This window comes from Larsenimonas rhizosphaerae (assembly GCF_023700005.1).
Lineage (GTDB): Bacteria > Pseudomonadota > Gammaproteobacteria > Pseudomonadales > Halomonadaceae > Larsenimonas > Larsenimonas rhizosphaerae.
This window is the reverse complement of record NZ_JAMLJK010000001.1, coordinates 2,099,684-2,125,771: the sequence shown is the minus strand read 5'-3', so window position 1 is coordinate 2,125,771 and position 26,088 is coordinate 2,099,684. Positions and strand designations below refer to the sequence as shown.

Sequence of the window (26,088 nt, the reverse complement as noted above, 5' to 3'; positions counted from 1 at the left end):
CATGCCCCACCCCCTGATCCTGCAGGGGGTGGTATCCCGCCCTTACTCGTCAGTAGCTTTTCTGCCTCGCCGCAACTTGTCCAGATACAGATATACCACCGGCGTGGTATAGAGGGTCAGCAGTTGACTGACAATCAGCCCCCCGACGATTGAAATACCCAGCGGTGCGCGAATGTCTGCATTTTCATCGGTGCCGAACATCAATGGCAGCGCGCCCAGAATGGCGGCCAGTGTCGTCATCATGATGGGGCGAAAACGCACCAGTGCGGCTTCACGGATCGCTTCAATCGGTGGCAGTTTGCGATTGCGTTCTGCGTCGAGCGCAAAATCCACCAGCATGATGGCATTTTTCTTGACCACACCGATCAGCAGGATGATGCCGATGGCGGCAATCAGGGTAAAGGGCTTACCCAATAGCATGAGCAGCAGCAGTGCACCGATACCGGCGGAGGGCAGGGTGGACAGTATGGTCAATGGATGAATATAACTTTCATATAGAATGCCCAGCACCAGGTAGACCGTCACCAGTGCGCCCAGAATGATCAGCGGCATGGCAGAGGCACCTTCCTGGTATCTGGCCGCCCCGCCTTCAAAGCCAGCCTGAATGGCGGTAGGCAGGCCGAGCTGATCCAGCGCCTCGTTGATACGCGTCGTGGCAGCGTCCAGAGTGGCCCCATCGGCCAGGTTGAAGGATACCGTGGTAGCAGCAAACTGGTTCTGATGGCTGACGCTGACCGGCGTGTTGGTGCGCTCGACATGGCTGAAGGCCGACAGGGGAATCCGGTCGCCGTCCCTGTTGAACACATGGAGGCGCGACAGAATATCTGCCGAGCGCCGATAGCGGGCATCCAGTGCCATGATGACGTAGTACTGGTGGGCTCCCTGATAGACACTGGCGACCTGCTTCTGGCTGAAGGCCCCCTGCAAAAGGGTATCGATCGTGGTCATGTCGACTCTCAGCCGAGACGCCTTGTCTCGATCTACCTGAAGTGTCAGTGACAGCCCCTGACTCTGGCTGTCGGAGCTGACGCTGGTAATGGCATCCACGCTTCTCAGTTTTTCCTGCACCCTGGGTGCCCATTCATTGAGCAGGGACAGGTTGTCGCTTTTCAGTGTGACCTCATACTGCCCATTGCTTTCCCGGCCACCAAACTGAAGATCCTGCAGAGCGCGCATGTAGACGCTCATGCCTGCCATGTCGCTGGTGCTGGCTGTCAGCTCATTGGCAATGGTCCGGGTGTCCTGGGTGCGCTCGTTTTTCAGGGTGATGAAGAGCGTTGCTGAATTGCTGCCGCCGCCGCCCGGGCCACTGCCGCCAACAAATCCGAGCACCTGGTGCACGTTCTGATTGGCCAGCAGCCGCGCCCGCAGGGTGTCGAGCTTGGCTGTCATGGCATTGAACGAGATGCCCTGGTCGGCCTTGGCCGTACCCATCAGTCGGCCGGTATCCTGGTCAGGGATAAAGCCCTTGTCGATGGCGGCATAAAGGTAGCCATTCAGAACAATGACCGCGACCAGCGACAAAAGGGTCAGCCGCCGGTGACGCAGGGCCATATCCAGGCTGCGGGCGTAGCCGCGGTTGAACATCTCGCCCAGGTGATTGACCCATCGAGTCATTCGGCCGGGTTCGGAGGCATGATGCGGCTTCAGCCAGCGGGCGCACAGCATGGGTGTCAGGGTCAATGATACGACCAGTGATACCAGTACGGTAATGGACAGGGTCATGGCAAATTCATGGAAAAGCCGACCCGCTATCCCGCCGAGCAGCAGCAGGGGTATAAAGACAGCCACCAGTGACAGGCTCATCGACATCACTGTAAAGCCGACTTCTCGTGCACCTTCAAGGGCGGCGCGCATGGGGGGCAGGCCGCGCTCGATATGACGTGCGATGTTTTCGGTGACCACGATGGCGTCATCGACCAGAAACCCGATGGCTACGATCAGGGCCATCAGTGACAGGCTGTCGAGGGAGTAGCCCAGCAGATACATCATGCCGAACGTTCCCAGCACTGACACTGGAATGGTGGCACTGGGAATCAGCGTCGCCCGTCCGCTGCGCAGAAAGACGAAGACCACCATTACCACCAGAGCTACGGCCAGCAGCAGGGTAAGCTGGGTTTCGTGCAGTGACCCCCGTATGCCTGGAGAGCGATCCATGACCGTAGTCAGCTGCGCGCTGGCAGGCAGGCTACGGGCGATATCTGTCATTCGGGCCTTGATACCGTCGATGGTCTCGATGACGTTGGCCCCGCTGGCGGCCGTCACGACCATCAGCACTGCTGGCGTCTCGTTCAGAAAACCGACCCGGTAGATATCTTCAACGCCCCGGCCGATCCGTGCCACATCACCCAGTCGTATGATGTTGCCCTTGCCATCATCGCTCAATATCAGCTGACGGTAGCTATCGACATCAAACAACTGGCTGTTGCTGTCCACTTCCCAGCGATACAGCCCGCTGTGAACAAAGCCCTTGGGGGCGTTGCTGTTGGTATTGCTGATGGCTGCGCTGACCTGATCGAGCGCAATGCCGGCATGGTCCAGCCTGACCGGGTTCAGGTTGATGCGTATGGCCGGGGATGAGCTGCCGGCCACTGACACGTTACCGACGCCCTTGGCCTGCGCTACCCTGGGTGAGACCTGCTCATCTGCCATGGAGTACAGCGCTCCCTGGCTCAGGGTGCTCGAGGTCAGACTCAGGATCATGATCGGCGAATCCGCCGGATTGAACTTGCGGTAGGTCGGGCGGCTTTTCATGGCGCTGGGCAGCAGGGCCTGGGCCGAATTCAGAGCTGCCTGCACTTCCCGCGCTGCATCGTTGATGTCCTTGTCCATGTCGAATTGAATGATGACGCGCGTTGAGCCAGTCGAACTGGACGACGTCATCTGACTGATACCTGCAATGCTGCCCAGCGACCGCTCAATGGGAGTGGCAACCGTCGATGCCATCGTTTCAGGGCTGGCGCCGGCCAGGTTGGCGCTGACCATGATGACCGGAAACGACACATCCGGCAGCGGGGCCACCGGCAGCCGAAAGTAGGACAGCGTACCGGCCATGATAATGGCCAGCGACAGCAGTACCGTGGCAATCGGTCGCCGAATGAAGGGCGATGACAGGCTCACGGGTGCGCTCCATGGTCGGGATCTGCAGGCTCGGTCTCCGGGCCGCCGGTGTTCGACGTGCGGCGCCATCGACCGGCCAGTCGGTCAAAGAACAAATAGATCACCGGCGTGGTAAACAGGGTAAGCAGCTGGCTGACCATCAGGCCTCCGACCATGGCCAGCCCGAGGGGCTGGCGGAGCTCGGCACCATATCCGCTGGCGAACATCAGTGGCAGGGCGCCGAGCAGGGCCGCAAAGGTCGTCATCATGATGGGCCTGAAGCGCAGGCAGGCAGCCTGATAGATGGCATCCTCAGGCGCCAGGCCCTGATGGCGTTCGGCATCAAGGGCGAAGTCGATCATCATGATGGCGTTTTTCTTGACGATACCGATCAGCAGGATGATGCCGATGATGCCGACCATCCCCAGGTTATTGCCACTTGCCATCAGTGCCAGCAGGGCCCCAATGGCCGCCGACGGCAGGGTCGATAGAATCGTCAGTGGGTGAATGAAGCTTTCATAAAGTACCCCCAGCACGATGTACATCGTGACGATGGCACCAAGTACCAGCCAGAGCGTATTGCTTGTTGATGACGAGAACGACAGTGCCGCTCCGCGATAGGCAAGCTCGGTACCGGCATCAAGCCGGCTGGCCTGTCTGGCATCATCAATGGCATCAAAGGCCTGGGAAAGAGAGTAGCCTTCGGCAACATCAAACGAGATCAGTGCCGACGGGAACTGATCTCGTCGCTGAATGGACAGCGCCGTGGTGGTTTCGCTGATATTTGTCAATGTTGATAGCGGAATGCGGTTGTCATTGTCATCCACCACATAAAGCCTCGACAGTGCGGATGGTCCCTGTTGATGCTGTTGGTCAACACTCAGGACGACACGGTACTGGTTTGACTGGGTGAAGATGGTGGAAATCAGGCGCTGACCAAAGGCGTTATACAGGGCATTGTCGATATCGGCCACGGATACGCCCAGCCGGCTGGCCCGGTCTCGATCGATGGTCACCATGAGCTTGCGCCCGTTGTTTTGGAGGTCGGTCGATACGCTGGACAGCACCGGTGAGCGCGCCAGCTGATCAATCAGGCGCGGGACTTCCTGATCCAGTCTTTTCCGGTCGGTATTGGTGAGCGTGAACTGATACTGATTGCGGCTGACGCTGTCTTCGAGTGTCAGATCCTGCACCGGTTGCAGGTACAGGGTTATCCCCGGCAGATCGGCTACGCGATGTTGCAATCGGGTAATGACTTCGCGGCTGTCGTCACGACCACCGATCGGGGACAGCCTCAACTGCAGGCGCCCGGTATTGAGGGTGGTGTTGGTGCCATCAATACCGATGAAGGAGGTAATGCTCTCCACGGCCGGATCCTTGATCAGCGCCTTGACCAGTGCCTGTTGGCGGGCCGTCATGGCCTGGTAGGAAGTGTCCTGGCTTGCCACGGAGATCCCCTGGATCAGGCCGGTATCCTGGGTTGGGAACAACCCCTTGGCGATGGAGAGATACAGGACTGCGGTCACGCCAAACGTGCCCAGTGCCACAAGCAGGGTCAGGCGCTGATGGTGCATCACTCTGGAAAGGGCTCGAGCGTAGCTACTGCCTAGTCGCTCGAACAGGGTCCGGCGACGGGCATCGTTTCCTGCCTTTTCAGGGCGTGCCTTCAGCATCTTCGAGCACAGCATCGGGGTCAGCGTCAGCGACACAAATGCGGAGATGACGATCGAGATGGCCAGTGTCATGGCAAATTCCCGAAACAGTCGGCCCACGACATCACCCATGAACAGCAGTGGGATCAATACCGCCAGCAGCGAGACTGTCAGCGATACGATGGTAAAGCCGATTTCCCGCGATCCCTTGAGGGCAGCCTTGTAGGGGCGGTCGCCATTTTCGATATGCCGCATGATGTTTTCCAGCACCACGATGGCATCATCGATCACGAACCCGGTTGCGATGGTCAGGGCCATCAATGACAGGTTGTTCAGGCTGAAGCCGAGCAGGTACATCACGCCGAAGGTGCCTACCAGTGAAAGGGGCACGGCCAGGCTCGGGATGATGGTGGCAGGAATATCGCGCAGAAACAGAAAGGTCACCATGACGACCAGCGCGATTGCCAGCACCAGTTCGAACTGTACATCGTCAATGGAAGAGCGAATGGTCGTGGTGCGATCATTCATGACGTTGACTGACAGATTGCCGGGCAGGGTGCGTTCCAGGGATGGCAGTAGCCGCTTGATGTTATCCACCACCTGAATAACGTTGGCGCCCGGCTGTCGTCGGACATTGAGAATGATGGCCGGCGTCCCGTCTGCCGTGGCCGAAAGGTAGGCATTCTCACTGCCATCGGTGACCTCGGCCACATCGGCCAGACGCAGTACGGCGCCGTTGTCGTGCGTCAGAATCAGGCGACGATACTGATCAGCCGAGGTCAGTTGATCGTTGGCATCCAGGGTCAGGGTACGGTAGCGGCCATACAGGCTGCCCTTGGCAAGGTTGACGTTGGCATTGCTGATGGCTGTACGAACGTCTTCCATATCCAGCCCGCGGGCGGCCAGCTTACGGGTATCAACGCGTACGCGTACGGCCGGTTTGTGACCACCGATGACCGATACTTCGCCTACGCCGGTAATCTGGGAAATTTTCTGAGCTACACGGGTATCCACCAGGTCGTGGACCCTGGTCAGCGGCAGCGTGCTCGAGGTAATGGCCAGCGTCAGTACCGGCGTATCGGCCGGATTGACCTTGCTATAGCTCGGTGGCTGGGGCAAATCCTTCGGCAGCAGGCTGTTGGCCTGATTGATGGCAGCCTGAACGTCCTGTTCTGCGGTGCCGATATCGATATCCAGGCCGAAGCGCAGGGTAATCAGCGAGGCGCCCCCCGTGCTGGTGGAACTCATGGTATCCAGTCCGGAAATCTCGCCCAGCTCGTCTTCCAGTGGAGCAGTAACGTGGGACAGCATGATGTCCGGCCCTGCGCCGGGATACAGGGTCTTGACCTGGATCGTCGGATAATCCACCTGCGGGAGGGAGGCAATGCTCAGTAACCGGTAGGCAAGGATGCCGGTGATCAGTATGGCGACCATCACCAGCGTGGTGGCAATGGGGCGTTGTATGAACAGACGAGACGGGTTCATGCGTCCGGCTCGGCATCTGCTGGGTCGGTGGGACTGCCCTTGGCCTCGGAAGCCGGGTCACCTGGCAGGGCGTGGCTCACCACCTTGACTCTGGCACCATCGCTCAGCCGATCAACGCCGTCCACAACGATGTCATCTCCTGCCGATACCCCCTCTGCCACGGCTACCCGCGTATCACTGTCAGCGGCCAGAGTGACAGGGCGGCGTGAGACTTTGTCGCCCTCGACGTGGTAGACAAAGTTTTTGTCGTCACTGGTCTGAATGGCAGAGCGCGGCAGAACGACAGCCCCTTTCAGGGTATGCAGCACCAGCTGGACATTGACGAACTGATTGGGGTAGAGCGAGGCTTCATCATTGTCGACACGAGCACGCAGCCTGAGCGTGCCGGTAGCGGTATTGATCATGCTGTCCACACCGGTAACGCTACCTGTTGCCAGGGGAGCATCAGCATCATCGAGCACCGTGACCTTCAGGGGCTGGCCAGCATCGAAGCGTGGCAGAATATCATTGCGGTAGCGAGATGGCAGGGAAAAGACCACGCTCATGGCGGAAAGGTCTGTCAGGGTCATCAGCGGGTCTTCGTCCCCGAGCTGGACAATATTGCCGGGGTCCACGTTGCGGATACCGATGCGGCCATCGATCGGCGCGGTCAGTGTCGTGTAATCGAGTTGTACTTTTGCATCCTCAACGCTGGCCTTGTCCGAAGCGACCGTGCCGGTATATTGCCTGACCAGCTGCTGCTGGGTTTCAAGATCCTGTCGCGAGATGGAATTGGTTTTGATCAGCTTTTGATAGCGTGCCAGATCATCCCGGGCCGTGGACAGCTGTGCCTGGTCCTGGGCCAGTTGCCCTCGGGCCTGATCAAGCTGTGCCTGGTAGCTGCGGGGATCTATCCGGGCAATGACATCGCCTTTTTTTACCTGCTGGCCTTCTCTGACATCTACCGACAGTAATTCACCTTCGACGCGGGGGCGGACCTCGATGCCTTTCAGAGACTTGACGGTACCCAGTGCGGTGACTTCTACCGGGAAATCGGCCTCGATCGCCTGTTGTGTTGAAACAGCCGTGGTCGGGGCCGCTGGCTGGCCTGTCTTGTCATCAGGGGTGTGGTTGAATCTTGATACGGTCAGTGCGATCAAGAGCAGGGCCGCAATCAATACAACCCAGAACAGGGGACGCCGCACGAGTGGGCGGGCTGGGGCCTTGGGTGAGGTCATCAGTGACATCCGGTTGAAATCAAATCTACTGGGGCAGGTCGGCAGGCAGGCTTACCGTGCTGAATTGACCTGATATTTGAAAAGGAAGTGTCTACAGCATAAAGAAAAGCGGGCAGGTAGGAAAACAAACCTGAAGGAAATGCCATAAACAAACGGCAGGATAACAAGGCATCCTGCCGCGGTGGGGTCACTCGAAGTGATGAGCGCTGCTGTGATGTTTATCCAGTGCAAAGGCATCAAAGTCGAAGTCATCGACGGTCAGCATGTCCAGTACCTCGGTTTCGAAGGCAATCATGAATTCGCCTTCTTCGGCACTGAGCAGACCACTGGCGATACCGGCTTCAATCCGTTGCTCGGGGTGCAGCTTGTGGGCCGGTATATCACCCCGGGATTGAGCCTTCTGAAGCTTTTTATAAAGCGGTTCTGCCCGAGCCTGATCCCTGAGCAGGCAGTTGTAACGATACAGCGGATTTTCGCGATCGCCTTCCTGCCATGTGTCCCAGGTCAGTTCGGTCAGGCGATGACGAAGTGGTGTGTCGGTCGAAATGGCCTGAGCAATGCGCCGGGCAACCTGGTCCGAGGGGATCTGGTGACGCCGCCCAAGGGGGAAGATCAACGGCTTCAATATTGTGGCCAGTGCTCGGTTGGGCAGGTTGGCGAGAAAGTCGATCAATCCCTTTTCGGCATTGTAGAGCAGCCGGTCGAGGCTGAAATTCAATAGGCCGTGTTCTTCTTCCACCAGAGCGCGCTCATTGGCCTGCTTGATGACCATCGAGGCCAGATAAAGGTTGGACAGGGTGTCACCGAGTCGAGCCGAGAGCATCTCACGCCGCTTGAGCTGGCTGCCCAGTGATCCCATGGCAGCATCGGCACACAGGGCAAAGCCACTGCTCAGTCGGTCGATGGCCCGCGCATGCGATGCAAGGGTAGCATCGATGCTGGAAGCGGGTCTGGTCAGTCCCAGACCATGCAGCAGGCTTCGAGCCCCGTTGCCGGCCACAAACCCGATGTGACTGAACACGGCACCATCAAAGGCAATCAGGTCATCCTGATCCTTGGCCGCCAGCTCCTTGAGCACGTAAGGATGGCAGCGAATGGCGCCCTGACCGAAGATCATCAGGCTGCGCCCCATGATGTTGGCCCCTTCTACCGTGATCAATACCGGCGTGGCTGCAAAGGCCAGCCCGATGTAGTTACGCGGTCCAAGCGTTACGGCCCTGCCGCCATGGACATCCATCGCATCAATCATCATCTGGCGTGCCATCTCGGTCAGATGCGTCTTGATGATCACGGAGGGCACCGCCGGCTTGATGCCGTGGTCGATCATGTTGGCCGTATGCATCACGGCCGCCTGTGCAATGTAGGCTCGGCTGGCCAGTCGAGCGAGGGCTTCCTGTACACCTTCCATATCGGCCACCGGTTGGTTGAACTGACGGCGAATGCGCGTGTAGCCACCGGCATGTCCCACCAGATAGCGGCCCTCACCACTGGATCCTGACGGCAGGGTGATACAGCGTCCGATGGACAGGCACTCGACCAGCATCCTCCAGCCCTGGCCGACCATGTCCGGTCCGCCAATGACCCAGTCCAGCGGAATGAAAACGTCCTTGCCGCGAATCGGACCGTTCATGAACGGGCTGCCGATCGGGTGATGGCGGCGGCCGATGGACAGGCCGTCGGTGTCACGGGGGACCAGGGCGCAGGTAATGCCCCGATCTTCAATGTCACTCAGCAGTTTTTCCGGGTCGAAAAGGCGGAAGGCCAGCCCGACCACGGTGGCGATGGGGGCCAGAGTAATCCAGCGCTTTTCAAAGGTCAGTGCAATGCCCAGGGTTTCCTTGCCTTTGAACATTCGACGGCACACCTGGCCGATATCAGGAATGGAGGTCGCATCACTGCCGGCACGCGGTCCGGTCAGCCCGAAACAGGGAATTTCACGGCCGTCGGCCAGCCGGGGCAGGTAGTGATTCTTCTGCTCCTCGGTGCCGTATTTCATCAGTAGCTCGCCAGGCCCGAGTGAGTTGGGCACGCCGACCGTCACCATCAGGGTTTCATCGATCGACAGCTTTTGCAGTACGGCAGATTGCGCCCTGGCTGAAAAGCCCAGGCCGCCGTACTGTTTCGGAATGATCATGCCGAAGAAACGTTCGCGCTTGAGGTAGGCCCAGAGCTCTTCAGGCAGGTCGGCTCTCTCTCTTGAAATTTCCCAGGCATTACACATGCTGGCAGCCACGCTGCACTGATGATCGATGAAAGCCTGTTCCTCTTCCGTAAAGTCGTCACAGCGTTGATCGAACAGCCGGTTCCACTGGGGGCGACCGCTGAACAGCTCGCCATCCCAGAATACCGTGCCGGCTTCCAGGGCAATACGCTCGGTTTCCGAAACCCGGGGGGCCACCTGTTTGAACAGATTGAAAAGTCTGGGCGTCAGCCAGTGGCGGCGAACGTTTTTAAGGCCGCAGACGACCAGGGTAATACCGATCAACCACCAGAGCACTCCTATGACCCAGGCATGCAGGAACAGGGCCACGGTTCCCAGCACGAGGAAAAGGCTCATTACGGGTTTGGCACCCGCTTCTCGAGCCAGTAACCACAGGGTGGCTCCTGCGGTGATCACTAGGATGAGCAAGGTTATCATGGCGGGCTCCCGGTATATTTAAACGGTCGTTTGAATCACTGTAGAGGAGAAACCACTGTACTGCCAAGCCCTGCTAAAGGTGTAGAAGATGCTGCTGATTTCTTCAGTCAATATCAAACGGAAAGGCCCGCCAGTGGCGGGCCTTGATGACATGAGGCAGTGGTCTGATCGACGGTGGGATCAGGCGCGTTTGGGCGCCTCATGGGCCGGCCGGCCTTCTGCCTTGAAATAGTCGGCATCGGATTTCGGCAGTGGGGCGCGTCCCCGTACCTTGTCGGCCAGCTTTTCAGCCATCATGATGGTGGTGGCATTCAGGTTGCCGGTAACAATGACAGGCATCAGTGACGCATCGATCACGCGAAGCCCTTCCATGCCGTGTACTCGTCCTTCGCCATCGACCACGGCCATGTCATCATCACCCATTCTGCAGGAGCCGCAGGGGTGGTAGGCCGTTTCGGCATGCTCGCGTACGAAGGCATCGAGCTCTTCATCACTTTGAACATGCGCTCCAGGCGCAATTTCCTCGCCCCGGAATTCATCCATGGCCGGCTGATTGATGATGTTTCGTGTGAGCCTGATACCGGCACGGAACTCTTCCCAGTCGCGCTCTTCGGCCATGTAGTTGAATAGAATGCTGGGGGCATCATGCGGGTCAGTGGAGCGCAGCTTGATGCGGCCACGGCTGTTGGAGCGCATGGATCCAACGTGAGCCTGGAAACCGTGTGCCTCGACTGCACTCTTGCCGTTGTAGCTGATGGCAATCGGCAGGAAGTGGTACTGCAGGTTGGGCCATTCTTCGTTGTCGTCCGAGCGGATAAAGGCGCCTGCCTCGAACTGATTGCTCGCACCGATGCCCTTGCCGAACATCATCCACTCAAGCCCGATTTTGGGCTGGTTATGGATTTTCAGCGACGGGTAGAGCGAAATCGGCTTCTTGCATTCATATTGAATGTACATCTCGAGGTGATCCTGCAGGTTCTTGCCGACACCTGGCAGTTCATGAACCACATCGATGTTCAATTCGCTCAGCCACTCCGGATCGCCTACTCCCGAGCGCTGCAGAATCTGTGGCGAGGCGATGGCTCCACCACACAGCAGTACTTCCTTGCGAGCGTGCACTTCCTTGCGGGTGCCTTTCTGATCATACGTAACGCCTACCGCCCGCTTGCCCTCGAACAGAATGCGGTCCGTGGTGGCGTGTACTTCAATGGTCAGATTATCGCGCTGTCTTGCGGTATCAAGATAACCTCTCGCGGTAGAGGCACGGCGTCCGTTGGGCGTTGTCGTACGATCCATCGGGCCGAAGCCTTCCTGCTGATAGCCGTTCAGGTCATCGGTGCGCGGATATCCGGCATCGACACCGGCCTGAATAAAGGCGAGATTCAGCGGATTGGTATCCTGTTTGGGTGTGGCAACACTGACCGGGCCTGTGCCGCCGTGGTAATCGTTGGGGCCGATGTCACGGCTTTCTGCCTTGCGGTAATACGGAAGACAGTCTGCATAGGTCCAGTCCGACAGGCCTGGCCGTTCGGCCCATCTGTCGAGATCCATGGCGTTACCCCGGATATAGCACATGCCATTGATCAGCGATGAGCCGCCCAGCCCCTTGCCACGACCACACTCCATCCGGCGGTTGTCCATATGGGGTTCGGGGTCGGTCTCAAAGGCCCAGTTGTACCTTTTTCCCTGTAGCGGAAAGGCCAGCGCTGCCGGCATCTGGGTCCGGAAGTCGAGTCGATAGTCCGGACCGCCCGCTTCAAGCAGCAGTACCGTTACATCACGATCCTCGGTCAGACGTGTGGCCAGTACATTACCGGCAGAGCCGGCACCAATAATGACGTAATCAAATTCCTGGCGATCTGCCATGGTGTATTCCTCGTGTCAGGTCGTCGTGGGTTGCGTCACCGCAGGGAAGGGGGCCGGCAGGCCGGCCCCGCCGATTTCAGAAGGCGGATTCAAACGGGCCCATTTCGATCTGCACTGATTTGACGCGGGTATAGTGCCCCAGCGTGATCACTCCGTTTTCGCGGCCGACACCGGACTGCTTGTACCCACCGACCGGCATTTCAGAAGGTGAATCACCCCAGGTATTGACCCAGCAGATGCCGGCTTCCATCCGGTGGATGACTCGATGTGCACGGTTCAGGCTTTCAGTGAAGACCCCGGCGGCCAGGCCGTATTCGGTATCATTGGCGCGGCGAATGACTTCTTCTTCGTCATCGAAGGCGAGTATGGACATGACCGGCCCGAAGATTTCTTCCCTGACGATGCGCATGTCATCGGTGCAATCGGTGAAGACAGTGGCTTCAACGTAGGCACCCTTTGCAAATTCACCTTCCGTCATGCGGTGACCACCGGCCAGAAGGCGTGCGCCTTCCTGCTGGCCAAGCTCCAGATAGGAGATGACCTTTTCCATATGCTCGAAGCTGACCAGTGGGCCAAAGTTGGTGTCTTCCTTCAGTGGGTCACCGGCCCTGATGTTCTTGAGGCGCTCAAGAAGACGTGCTTCAAAGTCATCCTTGATGCTGCGTTCGACAAACACGCGTGTGCCGTTGGTGCAGACCTGACCGGTAGAGTAGAAGTTGGCCATCATGGCACCGTCAACGGCGCGATCAATGTCGGCGTCGGCAAAGACGATCAGGGGTGACTTGCCACCCAGTTCCACGGTTACTTCCTTAAGGGAAGAGGCTGCAGAGGCTGCCATGACCTTCTTGCCGGTCCCGACTTCACCGGTAAAGGAAATCTTGTCGATGCCCATATGCTCGGTCAGCATGGCGCCAACACGGCCATCGCCGTGAACCACGTTGAATACACCGTCCGGCAGGCCGGCTTCGGTAAGGATTTCAGCCAGCTTCATGGCCGTCAGCGGCGTGACTTCGCTGGGTTTGAATACCATGGCGTTGCCGGTTGCTAGAGCCGGAGCAGACTTCCAGCAGGCAATCTGAATCGGGTAGTTCCATGCCCCGATGCCGGCACAGACACCGAGCGGCTCGCGGCGGGTATATACGAAGGAATCCTCGCGCAGCGGGATCTGCTGACCTTCCACTGCGGTAGCCAGGCCTGCGTAGTATTCAAGGGCATCGGCACCGGTCACGATATCCACCGCCGTGGTTTCGCTCATGGCCTTGCCGGTATCAAGGGTTTCCAGACGAGCCAGTTCATCATTGCGCTCGCGCAACAGGGTGACGGCACGGCGAAGGATGCGTGAACGCTCCATCCCGGTCATTGCCGCCCAGACCTTCTGCCCCTGACGTGCGGCGTCGACGGCCTTGTCGACATCTGCCTGAGATGCCTGCTGCACAGTGGCAAGTACCTCACCGGTTGCCGGGTTGATCGTGTCGAAGGTTTCGCCGGAGGTCGCTTCTACGTGCTGACCGTTGATGTAAAGCTTCTGGGTCTCGAAAACGCTCATACCATCGCTCCCTGAGTTGAATGGAGGTGTCATTGAAAAGGTAACTACCGGCACGCCTGTTCCAGGTTGCCGGCGTGGTCGGCTGTCTTGTTGAATTGTTCATCGATGAAATCAAACGCGATACAGATCGCCCTGGGGATATTGAGGCCCTCCGGTGCCAGTGCACCGCGAAGCCATAATCCGTCGATCAGGGCCGCCAGGCCGCGGGCAGCGTTCTGGGCCTCGTCACGAGGCATTTTCTTGCGAAACTGAAAGCACAGATTGGAGTAGAGGCGGCGGTCATTGACGCGCTGCAGCCGCATCAGATCGTCCCGGTGCATGCTGGTGGTCCAGAAGGCCAGCCAGGTTTTCATGACGCTGCGGCTGATCTGACTGCGATCGAAGTTGGCTTCAACGATAGCCCGGAGGTGCGCGCGCGGATCACTGGTGCCCAGCATCCTTTGGCGCTGGCTTACGGCATCGCCCAGATCAGCAAGAATGTGGCGCATGGTGGCTTCCAGCAGCCCGCCCTTGCCACCAAAATAATGGCTGATGATGCCGGTCGATACGCCAGCGCGCGATGCAATGCGTGCGATGGTGGCATCTGCAAGACCGACATCATCGATGGCCTCCATGGTGGCCTTGATCAACTGATGGCGGCGGATGGGCTCCATTCCTACTTTAGGCATGCGCTTGCTCCCGGGTATCGCGATAATGGGATTACCGTTAATACAGTCAGTGTATCATTTTTTATTGAACGTTCAATCAATAAAAGAAGTTCGGCGTTTCGAGTGTTCATTGCAGGATTGTTTTACTGAAATCGGCGCATCGGGTCAGACATTGAACGGTGCCGGCCTGTAAACGCCAGAGAAGAAAAGGGCATTGATCGCACCTGTTTTCCGCGTTTTCCCGCTTTGACAGTTAGGCCTGTAAAAATAAGTACTTGCATGTAAATTTCCATGGTGTAAGATACTTGCCGTTGTTGGCTACGTAGCTCAGCTGGTTAGAGCACATCACTCATAATGATGGGGTCCCCTGTTCGAATCAGGGCGTAGCCACCACTTGAAATGGCGTAAGCCATGGGTGTAGTAGAAAATAAGGAGCGTCATTACCACAGGTGTTGACGAGCGATTTAAAATCCTTATACTACGCCGCGTACTCAGGACGTCATTCCCCGATAGCTCAGTTGGTAGAGCAAATGACTGTTAATCATTGGGTCACAGGTTCGAGTCCTGTTCGGGGAGCCATTATCCCTGATGTCCGAGTTACAATTTACAATATGTATGTTCCCCGATAGCTCAGTTGGTAGAGCAAATGACTGTTAATCATTGGGTCACAGGTTCGAGTCCTGTTCGGGGAGCCATTTTGTAAATCCTGCCGGTAAATCTCCTTTTTGTGGTTCTGCAAGAATTTCATTGTCATATCCATTAGTGTCGTTCATCGATCTTGGTTTTATCTGATGTAGATAATGCTTGACCTTTCTGTATTTATTTGCCTTTAAGCGTATGCTTTGCTAAAAGAACAGCACCAGCTGCCCGTGGCCGCTGGTGTTTGGCCTGCGTTCGTGTCAATGGCGCGTAGATCGCGGTCGGGCCTGCAGGTATTTATACTGCCTGTGCTTTCCTGACGGGTTTCCCTGATGTATTGATTTTTATTGCTGACAGTAGTGTTAAAGGATTCGCATGTCTCGTGAAAACGTCTTGTCCGTAAAGGAGAAGTGGGCGCTGGATGCGCAACTGGGTGAGTTGCTGCGCGGGCTGGATACTCGCAACGATGTGGATGAGCAGTTCAAGAAGCGGCTTGATGCCCTGATGGCTCAGTACGACATTGATCATCAAACCATGATGGACGTGCTGGTGTGGCTGGACCGCTAATGTTATTGAATAAATAAAAAAGCCGCTGATACCTATCAGCGGCTTTTTTTCAGGATGGAGTGATCGATTACTGGTCCTGCATCAGCTGGTGGTAATCATAAAGGATGGCAGCACTTTCATTGAGTTCAGCCTCGTCAATTGGGGTGGCGCTGTCCTTGTCGTCGCGGCTGTCAGTCCAGTCCTTTATCTCGGGTAGTTTCAGTGCGCGCCGGCGTTGATTCTCGAGCGAGAGTTGCTCCGCCTCCTGGGCATCCATTTCGTTTTTGCGCTGACGCTTGTTCAGGCTGACCGAGCTGGTCTGTTCCCGCAGTTTTCTGGCCAGACGTGCTTCCTGCTCGAGGTATCGAAAGTTGGGATCGTTGGATGCGCGCTGTTCGTGGCGTTTTTCAAGTTCACTCATCCAGCGTGCCGGATTGCCGTAACGGCGGTAGTTGACCGGGCGGACGGTATCCCAGGGCAGGGCGTTGTCCAGTGCGCTTTCACCGATTTCCTCGCTGTCGAGCATGCTCGGGAAGCTGATGTCCGGCGTGACGCCTTTCATCTGGGTGCTTTTTCCGGTGATTCGGTAAAACTTGGCCCGTGTCATCTTGAGCTCGCCATGGCTCAAATCCGACATTGTCTGAACGGTTCCCTTGCCGAAGGTGCGGGTGCCTACGATGATGCCGCGTCCGTAATCCTGGATGGCGCCTGCAAAAATCTCGGATGCTGAAGCTGACAGTCGGTTGACCAGTACGGCCAGTGGCCCGTCGTAGGCAACACCTCGGTCGGTGTCTCCGTAGAGGCTGATGCGACCACGGGCATCACGAACCTGTACCGTGGGCCCACGGTCGATGAACAGGCCGATCATGGAGTTGGCTTCCTGAAGGGCGCCACCGCCATCATTGCGCAAGTCGAGCACAATGCCTTCCACGTCCTGGTCCTTGAGCTTCTCGATCAGCTTGCGTACATCACGGGTTGTGCTGCGGTAGTCCTGGCGGCCTGCCTGCCAGGCTTCGAAATCGACGTAGAAGGCGGGTACGGTGATAACGCCTACCTTGACCGGTCTACCGTCACGCTCGAGCGTGACAATCTGGCTCTTGGCGGCCTGATCCTCAAGCTTGACGGTATCTCGCTTGATCTTGATGACGTGGGTTTGCGTCACATCAACGGCCTTGGCAGGTATGATTTCAAGTCGCACGATAGAGCCTTTTGCGCCTCGAATCAGGTCAACCACATCATCAAGCCGCATTCCGATCACATTGGTCATTTCGCCGTCTTCCCCCTGGCCCACCGCAACGATGCGGTCGGCGGGTTTCAGTGCGCCTCCCTTGTCGGCCGGGCCGCCGGGTACCAGGCTTGCCACCTTGACGTATTCGTTTTCGCTTTGCAGCAGGGCGCCGATCCCCTCCAGTGACAATTTCATCTGAATATCAAAGGATTCGCCCTGGCTGGGAGACAGGTATTCAGTATGAGGGTCGATCGAGCCAGTAACGGCGCTCATGATGACGCTCATCACGTCTTCGGACTTGGTTTGACGAATACGGTTAAGCTGATTTTCATAGCGGGTCAATAGCTGTTTGACGATGTCGTCATCTGCGGTATTTGACAGTGACATGGTCAGTGCGGAGTTCTTGATGCGCTTGTCCCAGAGGGCATCGAGTTCCTCGCTGCTGGCTGCCCAGTCGCTGTCCTCACGGTCCAGTACCATGCGCTCGTTGCCTGAAAAGTCAAAGACAGGCTTTTGCCTTAGCTGGTTGATGGCGTAATTCAGTCGGGCTTCAAGGCGGTCCTGGAAGCGGTCATAAAAGGCGTAGATGGGGTCCAGGTTGCCTTCCTTGATGTCATCACCAAAACTGTCTTCCAGGCCGCTGAATTCATTGATGTCGCTTTCCAGCAGGTAGACATGTTGAGGGTCAAGCAGCTTCAGAAGGCGCTCAAAGGCGCGTTTGGACCACGCCTGGTCCATAGTGACATCGTCATAGTGGCCATAGCGCAGTGCTTCGCTGACTTCTCTGGAAGCCTGCTGTTGTTCACTGGTAGACGTGATGGGGGCGGCAGAAGCCGGCAGGCTGAAGGCCAGCCATAGAAGGGTAATGGCCAGTTGGCTTGCCACGACGCGTGGGCTCATCAATGAAGCTCTCCCTGTTTCATGTACACTTGTTCCTGAATTCCTTGCACTTGTCTGCGCGTGGCGCAGGCTTTATTCATGACGCCTTCCAAAACATTCAACAGGCATATCACGAGGCTTTTTTTATGGTTTCAGCTTCCCGGGTACAGGACCACTTGTGTCGGTTTCTCGATGCATCTCCGACGGCGTGGCACGCAACCAGCACCATGACCGATCAATTGTCACAGGCAGGGTATCAGGCATTGGATGAGCGGTCAGCATGGACGCTGTCACCGGGGGGCCGATACATGGTTACCCGCAATGATACGGCGCTGATTGCATTTCAATTGCCTGAAAAGCCACTGGAAGGATTTTCCATGATGGGGGCGCATACCGACAGTCCTTGTCTTCGGCTGAAAGCCAATCCTCTGATTCAGTCAGATGACTGGTTGCAGCTTGGCATTGAAGTGTACGGAGGGGCCTTGCTGGCGCCCTGGTTCGACCGTGATCTCGGGCTGGCGGGTCGCGTGCATGTGCGACGCCCGGATCAGACAATTGAAGGTATATTAATTAATACCAGGAAGCCAATTGCTGTCATACCTTCGTTGGCCATTCACATGGATCGAGAAGCCAACAAGAATCGGACCTTCAATGCACAGACCCAGATGTCGCCGGTGCTGTGGCAGGTTGGTGAAGGCCGTACGCTGGATGATCTGATTCGTGAGCTATTGAGGGTGCAGGGCGAAGGGGATATAGAGTGTGTGCTGGGTCATGAGCTGTGCCTTTATGATACTCAGCCTGCAGCTTGTATCGGCTGGGACGGCGAGCTTGTTGCCAGTGCGCGGCTGGATAATCTGTTGTCGTGTTTTTGTGCAACGCAGGCGCTGTGTGAGGCGTCTCCGGATCAGGCCGTATTGCTGGTAGCAAACGATCATGAGGAGGTGGGTAGTGGGTCGGCCAGCGGGGCTGAAGGCAGCTTTCTTCGTGACGTACTGTCCCGGATCAATGAATCTGCTGTTGGCGAAGGGGGAAGTGAGGGATGGGTGCGCATGATTCAGCGCTCGTTCATGGTGTCCTGTGATAACGCTCACGCGCTTCACCCCAATTACCCGGAGAAGCATGACGGTAATCATGGGCCAAAAATCAACGGGGGCCCGGTAATCAAGGTCAATGCCAATCAGCGATATGCGACCAACAGTCAAACGCAGGCCCTGTTTCGGACTGCCTGCGCCATGGCCGAGGTACCGGTGCAGGAATTTGTGACGCGAGCTGATATGGGGTGTGGCAGCACCATCGGTCCGATTACGGCCACGGCCCTCGGAATCCCGGTTATCGATGTCGGATTGCCTCAGTGGGCCATGCATTCAATTCGTGAAACGGCAGGCGCGCATGACCCCGAATATCTCATTCGGGCCCTGGTGGCCTTTTTTGCTGCCGTCAATGATCGCTGAGCAGTCAGTAACGAAAAAACCCGCCAAAAGGCGGGTTTTTAAATTCTGGTGGCTACGCCCTGATTCGAACAGGGGACCCCATCATTATGAGTGATGTGCTCTAACCAGCTGAGCTACGTAGCCGTCGAACGGGGGTGGATAATACGGATCCGACCCCGCCAAGTCAAGGATTTTAGACGTTAAACCGGAAGTGAATGACGTCCCCATCCTTCACGATGTAGTCCTTGCCTTCCAAGCGCCATTTTCCGGCTTCCTTCGCCCCCTGTTCACCGTTGTTTGCCACGAAATCGTCGTAGGCAACTACTTCGGCGCGGATAAAGCCCTTCTGGAAATCGGTGTGGATGACCCCGGCGGCCTGAGGGGCCGTGGCGCCACACTTGACGGTCCAGGCGCGTACTTCCTTGACGCCTGCCGTGAAGTAGGTCTGAAGGCCCAGCAGGTCATAGCCTGCACGAATGACCCGATCAAGCCCGGGTTCGCTCATGCCGAGCTCTTCCAGAAACATGCCACGTTCTTCGTCATCCAGCTCGGCAATTTCGGATTCCAGCTTGTTGCAGACCGGAACTACTACTGCGCCTTCCTGTTCTGCAATGGCGCGCACGATATCGAGATAGGGGTTGTTGTCAAAGCCATCTTCATTGACGTTGGCAATGTACATGGTCGGCTTGAGGGTCAGGAAGCCGAACCCCTTGAGCTGTGAAAGCTCATCGCTGTCGAGTGCGAAGCTTCTCAGCGGCTGGCCTTCGGCGAGGTGCGGCTGGATGCGTTCAAGAATGGCCTTTGTCGTAACAGCATCCTTGTCGCCCCCCTTGGCGGCCCGTGCCAGACGGGTAATGGCGCGCTCAACGCTGTCCAGGTCTGCCAGAGCCAGCTCGATATTGATTGTCTCGATATCGGCCGTCGGGTCCACCTGGTTGGCTACATGGATAACGTTATCGTTATCGAAACAGCGCACCACGTGAGCAATGGCGTCGGTTTCGCGGATGTTGGCCAGAAACTGGTTGCCCAGACCTTCACCCTTGGATGCGCCTGCCACGAGGCCTGCAATATCCACGAACTCCATGGTGGTCGGGATTGTACGTTCCGGCTTGACGATTCCTGCCAGGGTTTCCTGGCGTGGATCCGGTACCGGTACGATGCCGGTGTTGGGCTCGATGGTGCAGAAGGGAAAGTTTTCGGCGTCGATGCCTGATTTGGTCAATGCATTGAACAGTGTCGATTTGCCGACGTTGGGGAGACCGACAATGCCGCAGTTAAAACCCATGCTGTCATCCTGTATGTCGTGTTGAAACGGGTAAAAAGGAAGGCTGCTGACCGGACAAGGCGTTACTTTACGCTATGAAGATGGTTCATGGCGCGAGCCTTGTCGCCGCTTAATAATGCGGGGAGGGAGTCGATGGCAGCGTCAATGGCGGCATCGATGGCCTGGCGCTCTGCCTTGCCGGGAGCGCTCAATACGTAATTGGTGACCAGTTTTGCCTGGCCGGGGTGATCTATGCCAAGGCGCAGGCGCATGAAGCCGGCGTTATTGCCCGTAGCACTGATAATGTCGCGAAGTCCGTTGTGTCCGCCATGGCCACCACCCTGCTTGAGGCGGGCCTGGCCCGTGGGAATGTCCAGCTCATCGTGGGCGACGAGAAAGGCTTCCGGGGGCAGCTTGAAGAAATTGGCAAGGGCGGCAACGGCCTGACCGCTGCGATTCATGTAGGTCGTGGGGACCAGGAGGTGAAGTTCGATGCCCTGAAAGGAGACCTTGGCATACTGGCCGAAAAATTTCTTTTCCGGGCGCAGTGATGTGCCGCAGTGCCCTGCCAGGGCTTCGATAAACCAGACGCCTGCGTTATGTCGGGTCAGTTCATACTGCTGGCCGGGGTTTCCCAGACCAACCAATACACGAATGTCCGTCATGCAGGCGTCCTTATACTCAGCTTTCGCTGGCGTCGCTATCGGCAGCTTCGCCGGTACCGTCGTCGTCACTCTCGGTACCCGGGCTTGCGTGCGTTACACTGACGATGCCGTAGTCAGCGTCTTCGTCGCCGTGGCTCAGTGCAACCAGAGATACGCCGGAAGGCAGTTTGATGTCGGACAGGTGCAGGGTGTCGCCCATGCTCAGGTCGGCCACGTCCACTTCCAGGTATTCCGGCAGGTCCTTCGGCAGGCAGCTGATTTCAACGTCGTTGTTCAGAACGTGCAGTACACCGCCTTCGTCCTTCACGCCCTTGCAGGTGGTGTCGTTGGCGAAGTGCAGCGGAACCGTCGTGGTCAGTTCGTGAGTAGCATCAACGCGCAGGAAGTCGGCATGCGTAATCAGCGGCTTGTACGGGTGACGCTGCAGGTCGCGTACAACCACGCTTTCCTTCTTGCCTTCAATGTCCAGCGTAATGATGGAGGAGAAGAAGGATTCGCTTTCGATGGCCTTGTAGAAGGCGGGCTTGTCGATGGCGATCGGCTGCGGTGCAGCTTCACCGCCGTAGACGATAGCGGCAACGAAATCGTTCTTGCGACGCAGGCGGCGGCTCGCACCTTTCCCCAGCTCGCTGCGAACGTGAGAGTTCAGAATGAATTGCTGTGACATGGTTTATTTACTCACTTTAAATGATGAAGGCGAAAACGGCTGTCCGCGACCAGACTGTCCGTTTCCGCCAAAAAGGCGCCGCGATGGCGCGGCGCCAGTACCTCAGTGCCTAGTGGAACATGGCGCTGACGGATTCTTCATTGCTGACGCGACGTATCGCTTCCGCGATCAGTCCCGCCATGCTTAGCTGCCGGATTCTGCCGCTTCTGCGGGCATGTTCCGACAGTGGAATAGTGTCACCAACGACCAGTTCATCGAGCTTGGACTGGCTGATGTTGTCCACGGCCGGGCCGGACAGGATCGGGTGAGTGGCGTAGGCCACCACGCGACGAGCCTGGTGGGCCTTGAGTGCCTCGGCAGCCTTGCACAGGGTGCCGGCAGTATCGACCATGTCGTCGACAAGAATACAGGTACGATCCTTGATCTCGCCGATGATGTGCATTACCTGAGCCTGGTTGGCCTGAGGGCGACGCTTGTCGATGATGGCAAGATCGGTATTGAGCTGCTTGGCGATTGCTCGGGCACGTACCACGCCGCCGACATCGGGCGAAACGATGACGATGTCGTCATAGTTCTGGCGTTCGATGTCATCCAGAAGGATCGGAGAGCCGTAGACGTTGTCGACGGGCACGTCGAAAAAGCCCTGAATCTGATCGGCGTGAAGATCCATGGTCATGACACGGTCAACACCGGCCTTGACCATCATGTCGGCAACCAGCTTGGCAGAGATGGGGACGCGGGCTGAGCGTACGCGCCGGTCCTGGCGTGCATACCCGAAGTAGGGTACGACAGCCGTGATCCGTGTGGCCGATGCACGACGCAGCGCATCCACCATCAGGATCAGTTCCATCAGGTTGTCATTGGTAGGGGAGCAGGTAGATTGAAGAATGAACACGTCCTTGCCGCGAACATTTTCATTGATTTCAACGGCGATTTCCCCATCACTGAACTGACCAACTGTTGCATGGCCGAGTCTGTTATCGAGACATTCTGCAACTTTACGGGCGAGTTCGGGGTTGGCGTTCCCCGCGAAAACCATCAATTTAGACACGCGCAGCCACCTTTGGACGCTAATGGAGTCGTATAAGGAAACAGGTAGAACGAGACTGAGCCAGACGTTATCAAGTAAATGGCTGGGGTACCAGGATTCGAACCTGGGAATGCCGATACCAGAAACCGGTGCCTTACCACTTGGCTATACCCCAACACGTCGTCTGCCAGTCACATTATCCGGGGCTGTCCACGGTAATGTGAAGGGGAGAAGTATTACAGCCTTTCGCCACAAATGCCTGCCATTGCCGGCGACCATCGTGGGTGTCACGCTCCTGCTGAATACGGCGCAGAATGTTAGCGGCCTCTTGCTCCGACGTCAAGGGGCAGAATACACAGGCGCCTGTGCCTGTCAGTCGGGCAGGCCCGAAGGGCGCAAGCCACGTCAGGGCATCATCGATTTCAGGATAGAGGCGTCGGGCGACTTGCTCGCAGTCGTTATGGGTCAGGGTGAGGGCCTGGTCGCGCGAGATTGGTGGCGTATTTCTGGGCAGGTCCGGCCTTGAAAACAGGGAGGCAGTCGATACGTGTGGCCCGGGGTGAAGGACCACAAACCATTGCTCTGGCAGGGTGACTGGCTCCAGTCGCTCGCCAATGCCCTCTGCCCAGGCGCTGTACCCGCGAACAAATACCGGTACATCCGCGCCCAGAGGCTCTGCAAGTCGGGCCAGCACGTCGAGGGAAAGCCCCAGTGACCAGAGCTGGTTAAGCCCGACCAGAGTGGTTGCTGCATCGGAGCTGCCGCCGCCGAGCCCACCGCCCATGGGCAGACGCTTTTTCAGATCAAGCAGGGCGCCCCGGGAGGTTCCCGTGTAGTCGATCAGGGCATTGGCCGCTCTAACGATCAGATTGTCCTCATGGGCTACGCCCTCGATCGATGAGGCGAGCTGTATGCCGGGGGTGGCCGAGTCGCGAAAGTGCAGCGTGTCACCGTAATCAAGCAGCTGAAAAAGGGTCTGCAGCAGGTGGTATCCATCGGAGCGCCGCCCGGTGATATTCAGCATCAGGTTCAGTTTCGCCGGGCAGGGCAGGGACAACGTGCTCACGGCGAGGCTCCCGGCTGCCAGTTGGTTACGACCAGTACGGCACGGATGTCGCCCTGGGTCATGGTGATTCGGCCCGGTAGCCACAGGCCGTCAACCAGAGTCCAGCGCTTGTAGGTAATGACCCATCCGGCCTGACTCAATGTGGCCGGAAAGCCCAGATCATCTCGTTCGATATGCGATTCGCTGCCCGGGGCGGGGCGCGCCTTGATCCAGTGATCCAGCGATGAGACCGGTAGCGACCAGCCAAGACGCTCCTGCATCAGGGCTTCCGGCGTCGGAGCGCTGAACTCTCCATCGCCATTGGTCAGAGTGACCTGGCCGGGCTTGCCATCCAGCACGGTGCGACCCGCGCCGAAGGGGCCGGTCAGCAGCAGGCGATAATGGCTGGCCTGTTGTGTCCAGTCCAGGTTGGCACTCTGATGGGTGTCAGGCGCACGCAGGCCTACCTTGCCTGCGAGCTTCCACGTATCCAGCTCATCCAGCGTGGTCTGCTGGTTTTTCCAGTCCCCGACATGGCGCGTGCCGTTGGGGCCAGGAGCCTGAGTGGCGCAGCCGGCCAGCAGGGCAACAAGGGTTATCAGCGGTAATGAACGTGTCATGCAGCTACTCGTGTATCTGGGTGGAGAATATGCCCTGTTCCGGCCTCAGGCTCGGGTGACGTGACAACAGGTCGTCCAGTGTAGGGTGTTCTTCAAAACGCTCAAGGGCATCGTTGATAACGGCAAGTGCCTGCGGGCGATGCCTGTCCAGCCACAGGGCTTCGGCCAGATGGGCGGCAAGTTCTTCGTCCGGCATGTCGTTGTAGGCCTGTTTGAGCAACAGGATTCCCTCTCGATAACGACCCGCACGGGTATAAGCCCAGCCCAGGCTGTCCTGAATGGCCGGGTCATCCGGGGCGAGCCGGTGTGCCTTTTCAAGGAGTGCGATGGCCTCCCTGGACCGGTCAGTAAGGTCGGCCAGAGTGTATCCGTAGGCGTTGAGAAGGTGAGGCTGGTCGGGGTGGCGCTCGACCAGAAGACGAAGATCGTCAAGGGCCGGACCTGTTTTTTGCTGGTTCAGGCGACGCATGGCGCGAAGGTAAAGAAGGTCGTCATTGTGATCGGGGTGATTGTCTATCAGGTCGTTCAGCAGCTGATCGCCCTGCCCGGGTGCGTCGAGGCGATCCAGCAGGGCTACCTGGCTGGCTGCCAGTTCGGCAAGGTAGTGTGGATGACGATCCCGTTGCGCCTGCAGCCATGCCACGGCGTCATCAGGCTGATTGATGTCCAGCAACAGGGCTACGGCCTGCCGTTGGGCTGCCATGAATGCACTACCTTCAGGGATGCGCTCATAATAGACCAGTGCCTGTGAAGGATTGTTCTGCTGGGTGGCTGCCGAGGCGGCCAGCAGCAGGCCCTCCGGTTGATCCGTGTCCAGCAGGGGGGATAGCAGTGCCATGGCCTGTTCGGGAGCCTTGTATCCCAGGTGAAGCCGGGCCAGTGACAGGCGCAGGCTGGTATCGTCATCTGTTCGGGCCAGCAGTTGCGCCGTCAGTGGGCGGGTGCGTTCAGGCTCTCCGGCGGCGAGACGTGCCTGAATCAGTGCCACTGTCAGTCGGTAATCATTCGGATGCACCGCAAGGCCCGCGCGGGCCGAGGCAATGGCCCGATCCGGCTGCCGGTCGGCGAGCCAGAGTTGCTGCCCTACCAGCCAGTAGTTGACGCCTGTTGACCGGATGCTCTCCGGACGCTCTTGCTGATAACGCTGTCGGGCCACGTCCAGTCTGTCAGCATGGATGTCGGCCAGAATCAGCGCCAGACGAGCTTCCTGATCCGTCGGGTGTGCGGCGATGTGTCGCTGGAGAGGCGGTATGAAGCCTTTGGCATCGGCCCCATGATGAATGGCGTTATCAATGAAACCAGCCAGGGTAGGGCGCTCATCCGGGGGTAATGTCAGCAACAGCGTCAGTGCTTCTGGCCAGTCCCTGTTACTTCCTGCCAGCTCCGCCAGTATATGTCGTGGAAGAGGGTTGGCAGGGGCGACTTCAGCCCACAGGCTGGCGGTCTGGCGCAGCAGCAGCTCATCATTGGTCTGCCCGGCCAGTCGCGTGGCCCGCTCCGCCATGGCGGGTGTAGTCATGCGCTCGCCATGGCTCAGGTACTCCCTGGTGGCCGTTTCAAACTGGCCGCGGGAGGCCGCCAGTTCGGCGGTCAACAGCCTTTCCAGATCAGCGCTTCGGTCGGAATCATTCGGCGTATACATGAGCTGACGATCGGAAAAGGCGGAGGGCGTGGCCGGTGCGGCGCAGCCGTTCAAGGTGCCCAGACCAATGGCAACTATAGGAAAGAACAATGTGCGAATGCCCATCCAGCCCTCGTATATTAGGTGTTTGTTCAGTGCAGGCGATGAGTGCATTCCTGCGTATTCACGCCATCCCAAGGACGCCAACGCTATGGTAGAATGCCCGTTTATCAAGGAGCAGGGGGCTATCAGTCTCTCTGATCTACCGACGATGATAAACCTGACGAGGACCATGGAACCCGAG

17 protein-coding genes and 5 tRNA genes are annotated in these 26,088 nt (G+C 57.8%); 5 read left to right on the top strand and 17 right to left on the bottom strand.

The window, feature by feature from the left end:
• Positions 1–42: 42 nt before the first annotated feature.
• The 7 genes from NAT21_RS09730 to betI form a co-directional block, all read right to left on the bottom strand.
• Positions 43–3,120, bottom strand: a complete 3,078-nt coding sequence (locus tag NAT21_RS09730; protein WP_250937827.1) for an efflux RND transporter permease subunit — start codon at positions 3,118–3,120, stop codon at positions 43–45.
• Positions 3,117–6,236, bottom strand: a complete 3,120-nt coding sequence (locus NAT21_RS09725) for a multidrug efflux RND transporter permease subunit (protein WP_250937824.1) — start codon at positions 6,234–6,236, stop codon at positions 3,117–3,119. The genes NAT21_RS09730 and NAT21_RS09725 overlap by 4 nt, the downstream gene beginning before the upstream one ends.
• On the bottom strand, positions 6,233–7,453 hold the full coding sequence (locus NAT21_RS09720; RefSeq protein WP_250937822.1) for an efflux RND transporter periplasmic adaptor subunit: 1,221 nt from the start codon (positions 7,451–7,453) through the stop codon (positions 6,233–6,235). Before NAT21_RS09720 ends, NAT21_RS09725 begins: the two co-directional genes overlap by 4 nt.
• Before the next feature lie 187 nt (positions 7,454–7,640).
• On the bottom strand, positions 7,641–10,091 hold the full coding sequence (locus tag NAT21_RS09715; protein ID WP_250937820.1) for an acyl-CoA dehydrogenase: 2,451 nt from the start codon (positions 10,089–10,091) through the stop codon (positions 7,641–7,643).
• 180 nt (positions 10,092–10,271) lie between these two features.
• Positions 10,272–11,957: a choline dehydrogenase gene (betA, locus tag NAT21_RS09710; RefSeq protein WP_250937817.1), complete on the bottom strand. Its 1,686-nt coding sequence runs from the start codon at positions 11,955–11,957 to the stop codon at positions 10,272–10,274.
• A 76-nt stretch (positions 11,958–12,033) separates the two neighbouring features.
• Complete coding sequence (gene betB / locus NAT21_RS09705) at positions 12,034–13,503, bottom strand: betaine-aldehyde dehydrogenase (RefSeq protein WP_250937815.1); 1,470 nt, start codon at positions 13,501–13,503, stop codon at positions 12,034–12,036.
• A gap of 44 nt (positions 13,504–13,547) precedes the next feature.
• Positions 13,548–14,171, bottom strand: a complete 624-nt coding sequence (gene betI, locus NAT21_RS09700) for a transcriptional regulator BetI (protein WP_250937812.1) — start codon at positions 14,169–14,171, stop codon at positions 13,548–13,550.
• A 295-nt stretch (positions 14,172–14,466) separates the two neighbouring features.
• Here betI and NAT21_RS09695 point away from each other — a divergent pair.
• The 4 genes from NAT21_RS09695 (at position 14,467) to NAT21_RS09680 (ending at position 15,356) form a co-directional block, all read left to right on the top strand.
• Positions 14,467–14,543, top strand: a tRNA-Met gene (locus NAT21_RS09695).
• A gap of 110 nt (positions 14,544–14,653) precedes the next feature.
• Positions 14,654–14,729 (top strand) — tRNA-Asn (locus NAT21_RS09690).
• 40 nt (positions 14,730–14,769) lie between these two features.
• Positions 14,770–14,845 (top strand) — tRNA-Asn (locus NAT21_RS09685).
• Between the two features lie 319 nt (positions 14,846–15,164).
• Positions 15,165–15,356, top strand: a complete 192-nt coding sequence (locus tag NAT21_RS09680) for a hypothetical protein (protein ID WP_250937809.1) — start codon at positions 15,165–15,167, stop codon at positions 15,354–15,356.
• Positions 15,357–15,423: 67 nt separating this feature from the next.
• Here the strand turns inward: NAT21_RS09680 and NAT21_RS09675 are convergent, their stop codons facing one another.
• Positions 15,424–17,463 (bottom strand): carboxy terminal-processing peptidase, encoded by a 2,040-nt coding sequence (locus NAT21_RS09675; RefSeq protein WP_250937806.1) that lies wholly within the window; start codon positions 17,461–17,463, stop codon positions 15,424–15,426.
• Between the two features lie 125 nt (positions 17,464–17,588).
• Here NAT21_RS09675 and NAT21_RS09670 point away from each other — a divergent pair, with 125 nt between their 5' ends.
• Positions 17,589–18,893 (top strand): M18 family aminopeptidase, encoded by a 1,305-nt coding sequence (locus NAT21_RS09670; protein WP_250937803.1) that lies wholly within the window; start codon positions 17,589–17,591, stop codon positions 18,891–18,893.
• Positions 18,894–18,939: 46 nt separating this feature from the next.
• Here the strand turns inward: NAT21_RS09670 and NAT21_RS09665 are convergent.
• The 9 genes from NAT21_RS09665 to NAT21_RS09625 all read right to left on the bottom strand — a co-directional run bounded on the left by NAT21_RS09665 (position 18,940) and on the right by NAT21_RS09625 (position 25,910).
• Positions 18,940–19,016, bottom strand: a tRNA-Met gene (locus NAT21_RS09665).
• 49 nt (positions 19,017–19,065) lie between these two features.
• A complete protein-coding gene (ychF, locus tag NAT21_RS09660) occupies positions 19,066–20,157 on the bottom strand; it encodes a redox-regulated ATPase YchF (protein WP_250937802.1) in 1,092 nt (363 codons plus the stop codon).
• A 62-nt stretch (positions 20,158–20,219) separates the two neighbouring features.
• On the bottom strand, positions 20,220–20,801 hold the full coding sequence (gene pth, locus NAT21_RS09655) for an aminoacyl-tRNA hydrolase (RefSeq protein ID WP_250937801.1): 582 nt from the start codon (positions 20,799–20,801) through the stop codon (positions 20,220–20,222).
• 16 nt (positions 20,802–20,817) lie between these two features.
• Positions 20,818–21,468 (bottom strand): 50S ribosomal protein L25/general stress protein Ctc, encoded by a 651-nt coding sequence (locus tag NAT21_RS09650; protein WP_250937800.1) that lies wholly within the window; start codon positions 21,466–21,468, stop codon positions 20,818–20,820.
• Between the two features lie 109 nt (positions 21,469–21,577).
• Positions 21,578–22,519 (bottom strand): ribose-phosphate pyrophosphokinase, encoded by a 942-nt coding sequence (locus tag NAT21_RS09645; protein ID WP_250937799.1) that lies wholly within the window; start codon positions 22,517–22,519, stop codon positions 21,578–21,580.
• Positions 22,520–22,598: 79 nt separating this feature from the next.
• Positions 22,599–22,673 (bottom strand) — tRNA-Gln (locus NAT21_RS09640).
• 21 nt (positions 22,674–22,694) lie between these two features.
• Positions 22,695–23,564 carry a 4-(cytidine 5'-diphospho)-2-C-methyl-D-erythritol kinase gene (gene ispE, locus NAT21_RS09635; protein WP_250937798.1) on the bottom strand — a complete coding sequence of 290 codons (870 nt, stop codon included), beginning with the start codon at positions 23,562–23,564 and terminating at the stop codon, positions 22,695–22,697.
• Positions 23,561–24,163, bottom strand: a complete 603-nt coding sequence (lolB, locus tag NAT21_RS09630; protein ID WP_250937795.1) for a lipoprotein insertase outer membrane protein LolB — start codon at positions 24,161–24,163, stop codon at positions 23,561–23,563. The genes ispE and lolB overlap by 4 nt, the downstream gene beginning before the upstream one ends.
• A gap of 4 nt (positions 24,164–24,167) precedes the next feature.
• Positions 24,168–25,910 carry a tetratricopeptide repeat protein gene (locus NAT21_RS09625; protein WP_250937792.1) on the bottom strand — a complete coding sequence of 581 codons (1,743 nt, stop codon included), beginning with the start codon at positions 25,908–25,910 and terminating at the stop codon, positions 24,168–24,170.
• Positions 25,911–26,088 lie beyond the last annotated feature (178 nt).

Bases quoted from the DNA above. Each gene is read 5' to 3' on its own strand.
- NAT21_RS09725 (WP_250937824.1), bottom strand. From the start codon at position 6,236: ATGAACCCGTCTCGTCTGTTCATACAACGCCCCATTGCCACCACGCTG.
- NAT21_RS09720 (WP_250937822.1), bottom strand. From the start codon at position 7,453: ATGACCTCACCCAAGGCCCCAGCCCGCCCACTCGTGCGGCGTCCCCTG.
- NAT21_RS09715 (WP_250937820.1), bottom strand. From the start codon at position 10,091: ATGATAACCTTGCTCATCCTAGTGATCACCGCAGGAGCCACCCTGTGG.
- betA (WP_250937817.1), bottom strand. From the start codon at position 11,957: ATGGCAGATCGCCAGGAATTTGATTACGTCATTATTGGTGCCGGCTCT.
- betB (WP_250937815.1), bottom strand. From the start codon at position 13,503: ATGAGCGTTTTCGAGACCCAGAAGCTTTACATCAACGGTCAGCACGTA.
- betI (WP_250937812.1), bottom strand. From the start codon at position 14,171: ATGCCTAAAGTAGGAATGGAGCCCATCCGCCGCCATCAGTTGATCAAG.
- NAT21_RS09680 (WP_250937809.1), top strand. From the start codon at position 15,165: ATGTCTCGTGAAAACGTCTTGTCCGTAAAGGAGAAGTGGGCGCTGGAT.
- NAT21_RS09675 (WP_250937806.1), bottom strand. From the start codon at position 17,463: ATGAGCCCACGCGTCGTGGCAAGCCAACTGGCCATTACCCTTCTATGG.
- NAT21_RS09670 (WP_250937803.1), top strand. From the start codon at position 17,589: ATGGTTTCAGCTTCCCGGGTACAGGACCACTTGTGTCGGTTTCTCGAT.
- ychF (WP_250937802.1), bottom strand. From the start codon at position 20,157: ATGGGTTTTAACTGCGGCATTGTCGGTCTCCCCAACGTCGGCAAATCG.
- pth (WP_250937801.1), bottom strand. From the start codon at position 20,801: ATGACGGACATTCGTGTATTGGTTGGTCTGGGAAACCCCGGCCAGCAG.
- NAT21_RS09650 (WP_250937800.1), bottom strand. From the start codon at position 21,468: ATGTCACAGCAATTCATTCTGAACTCTCACGTTCGCAGCGAGCTGGGG.
- lolB (WP_250937795.1), bottom strand. From the start codon at position 24,163: ATGACACGTTCATTACCGCTGATAACCCTTGTTGCCCTGCTGGCCGGC.
- NAT21_RS09625 (WP_250937792.1), bottom strand. From the start codon at position 25,910: ATGGGCATTCGCACATTGTTCTTTCCTATAGTTGCCATTGGTCTGGGC.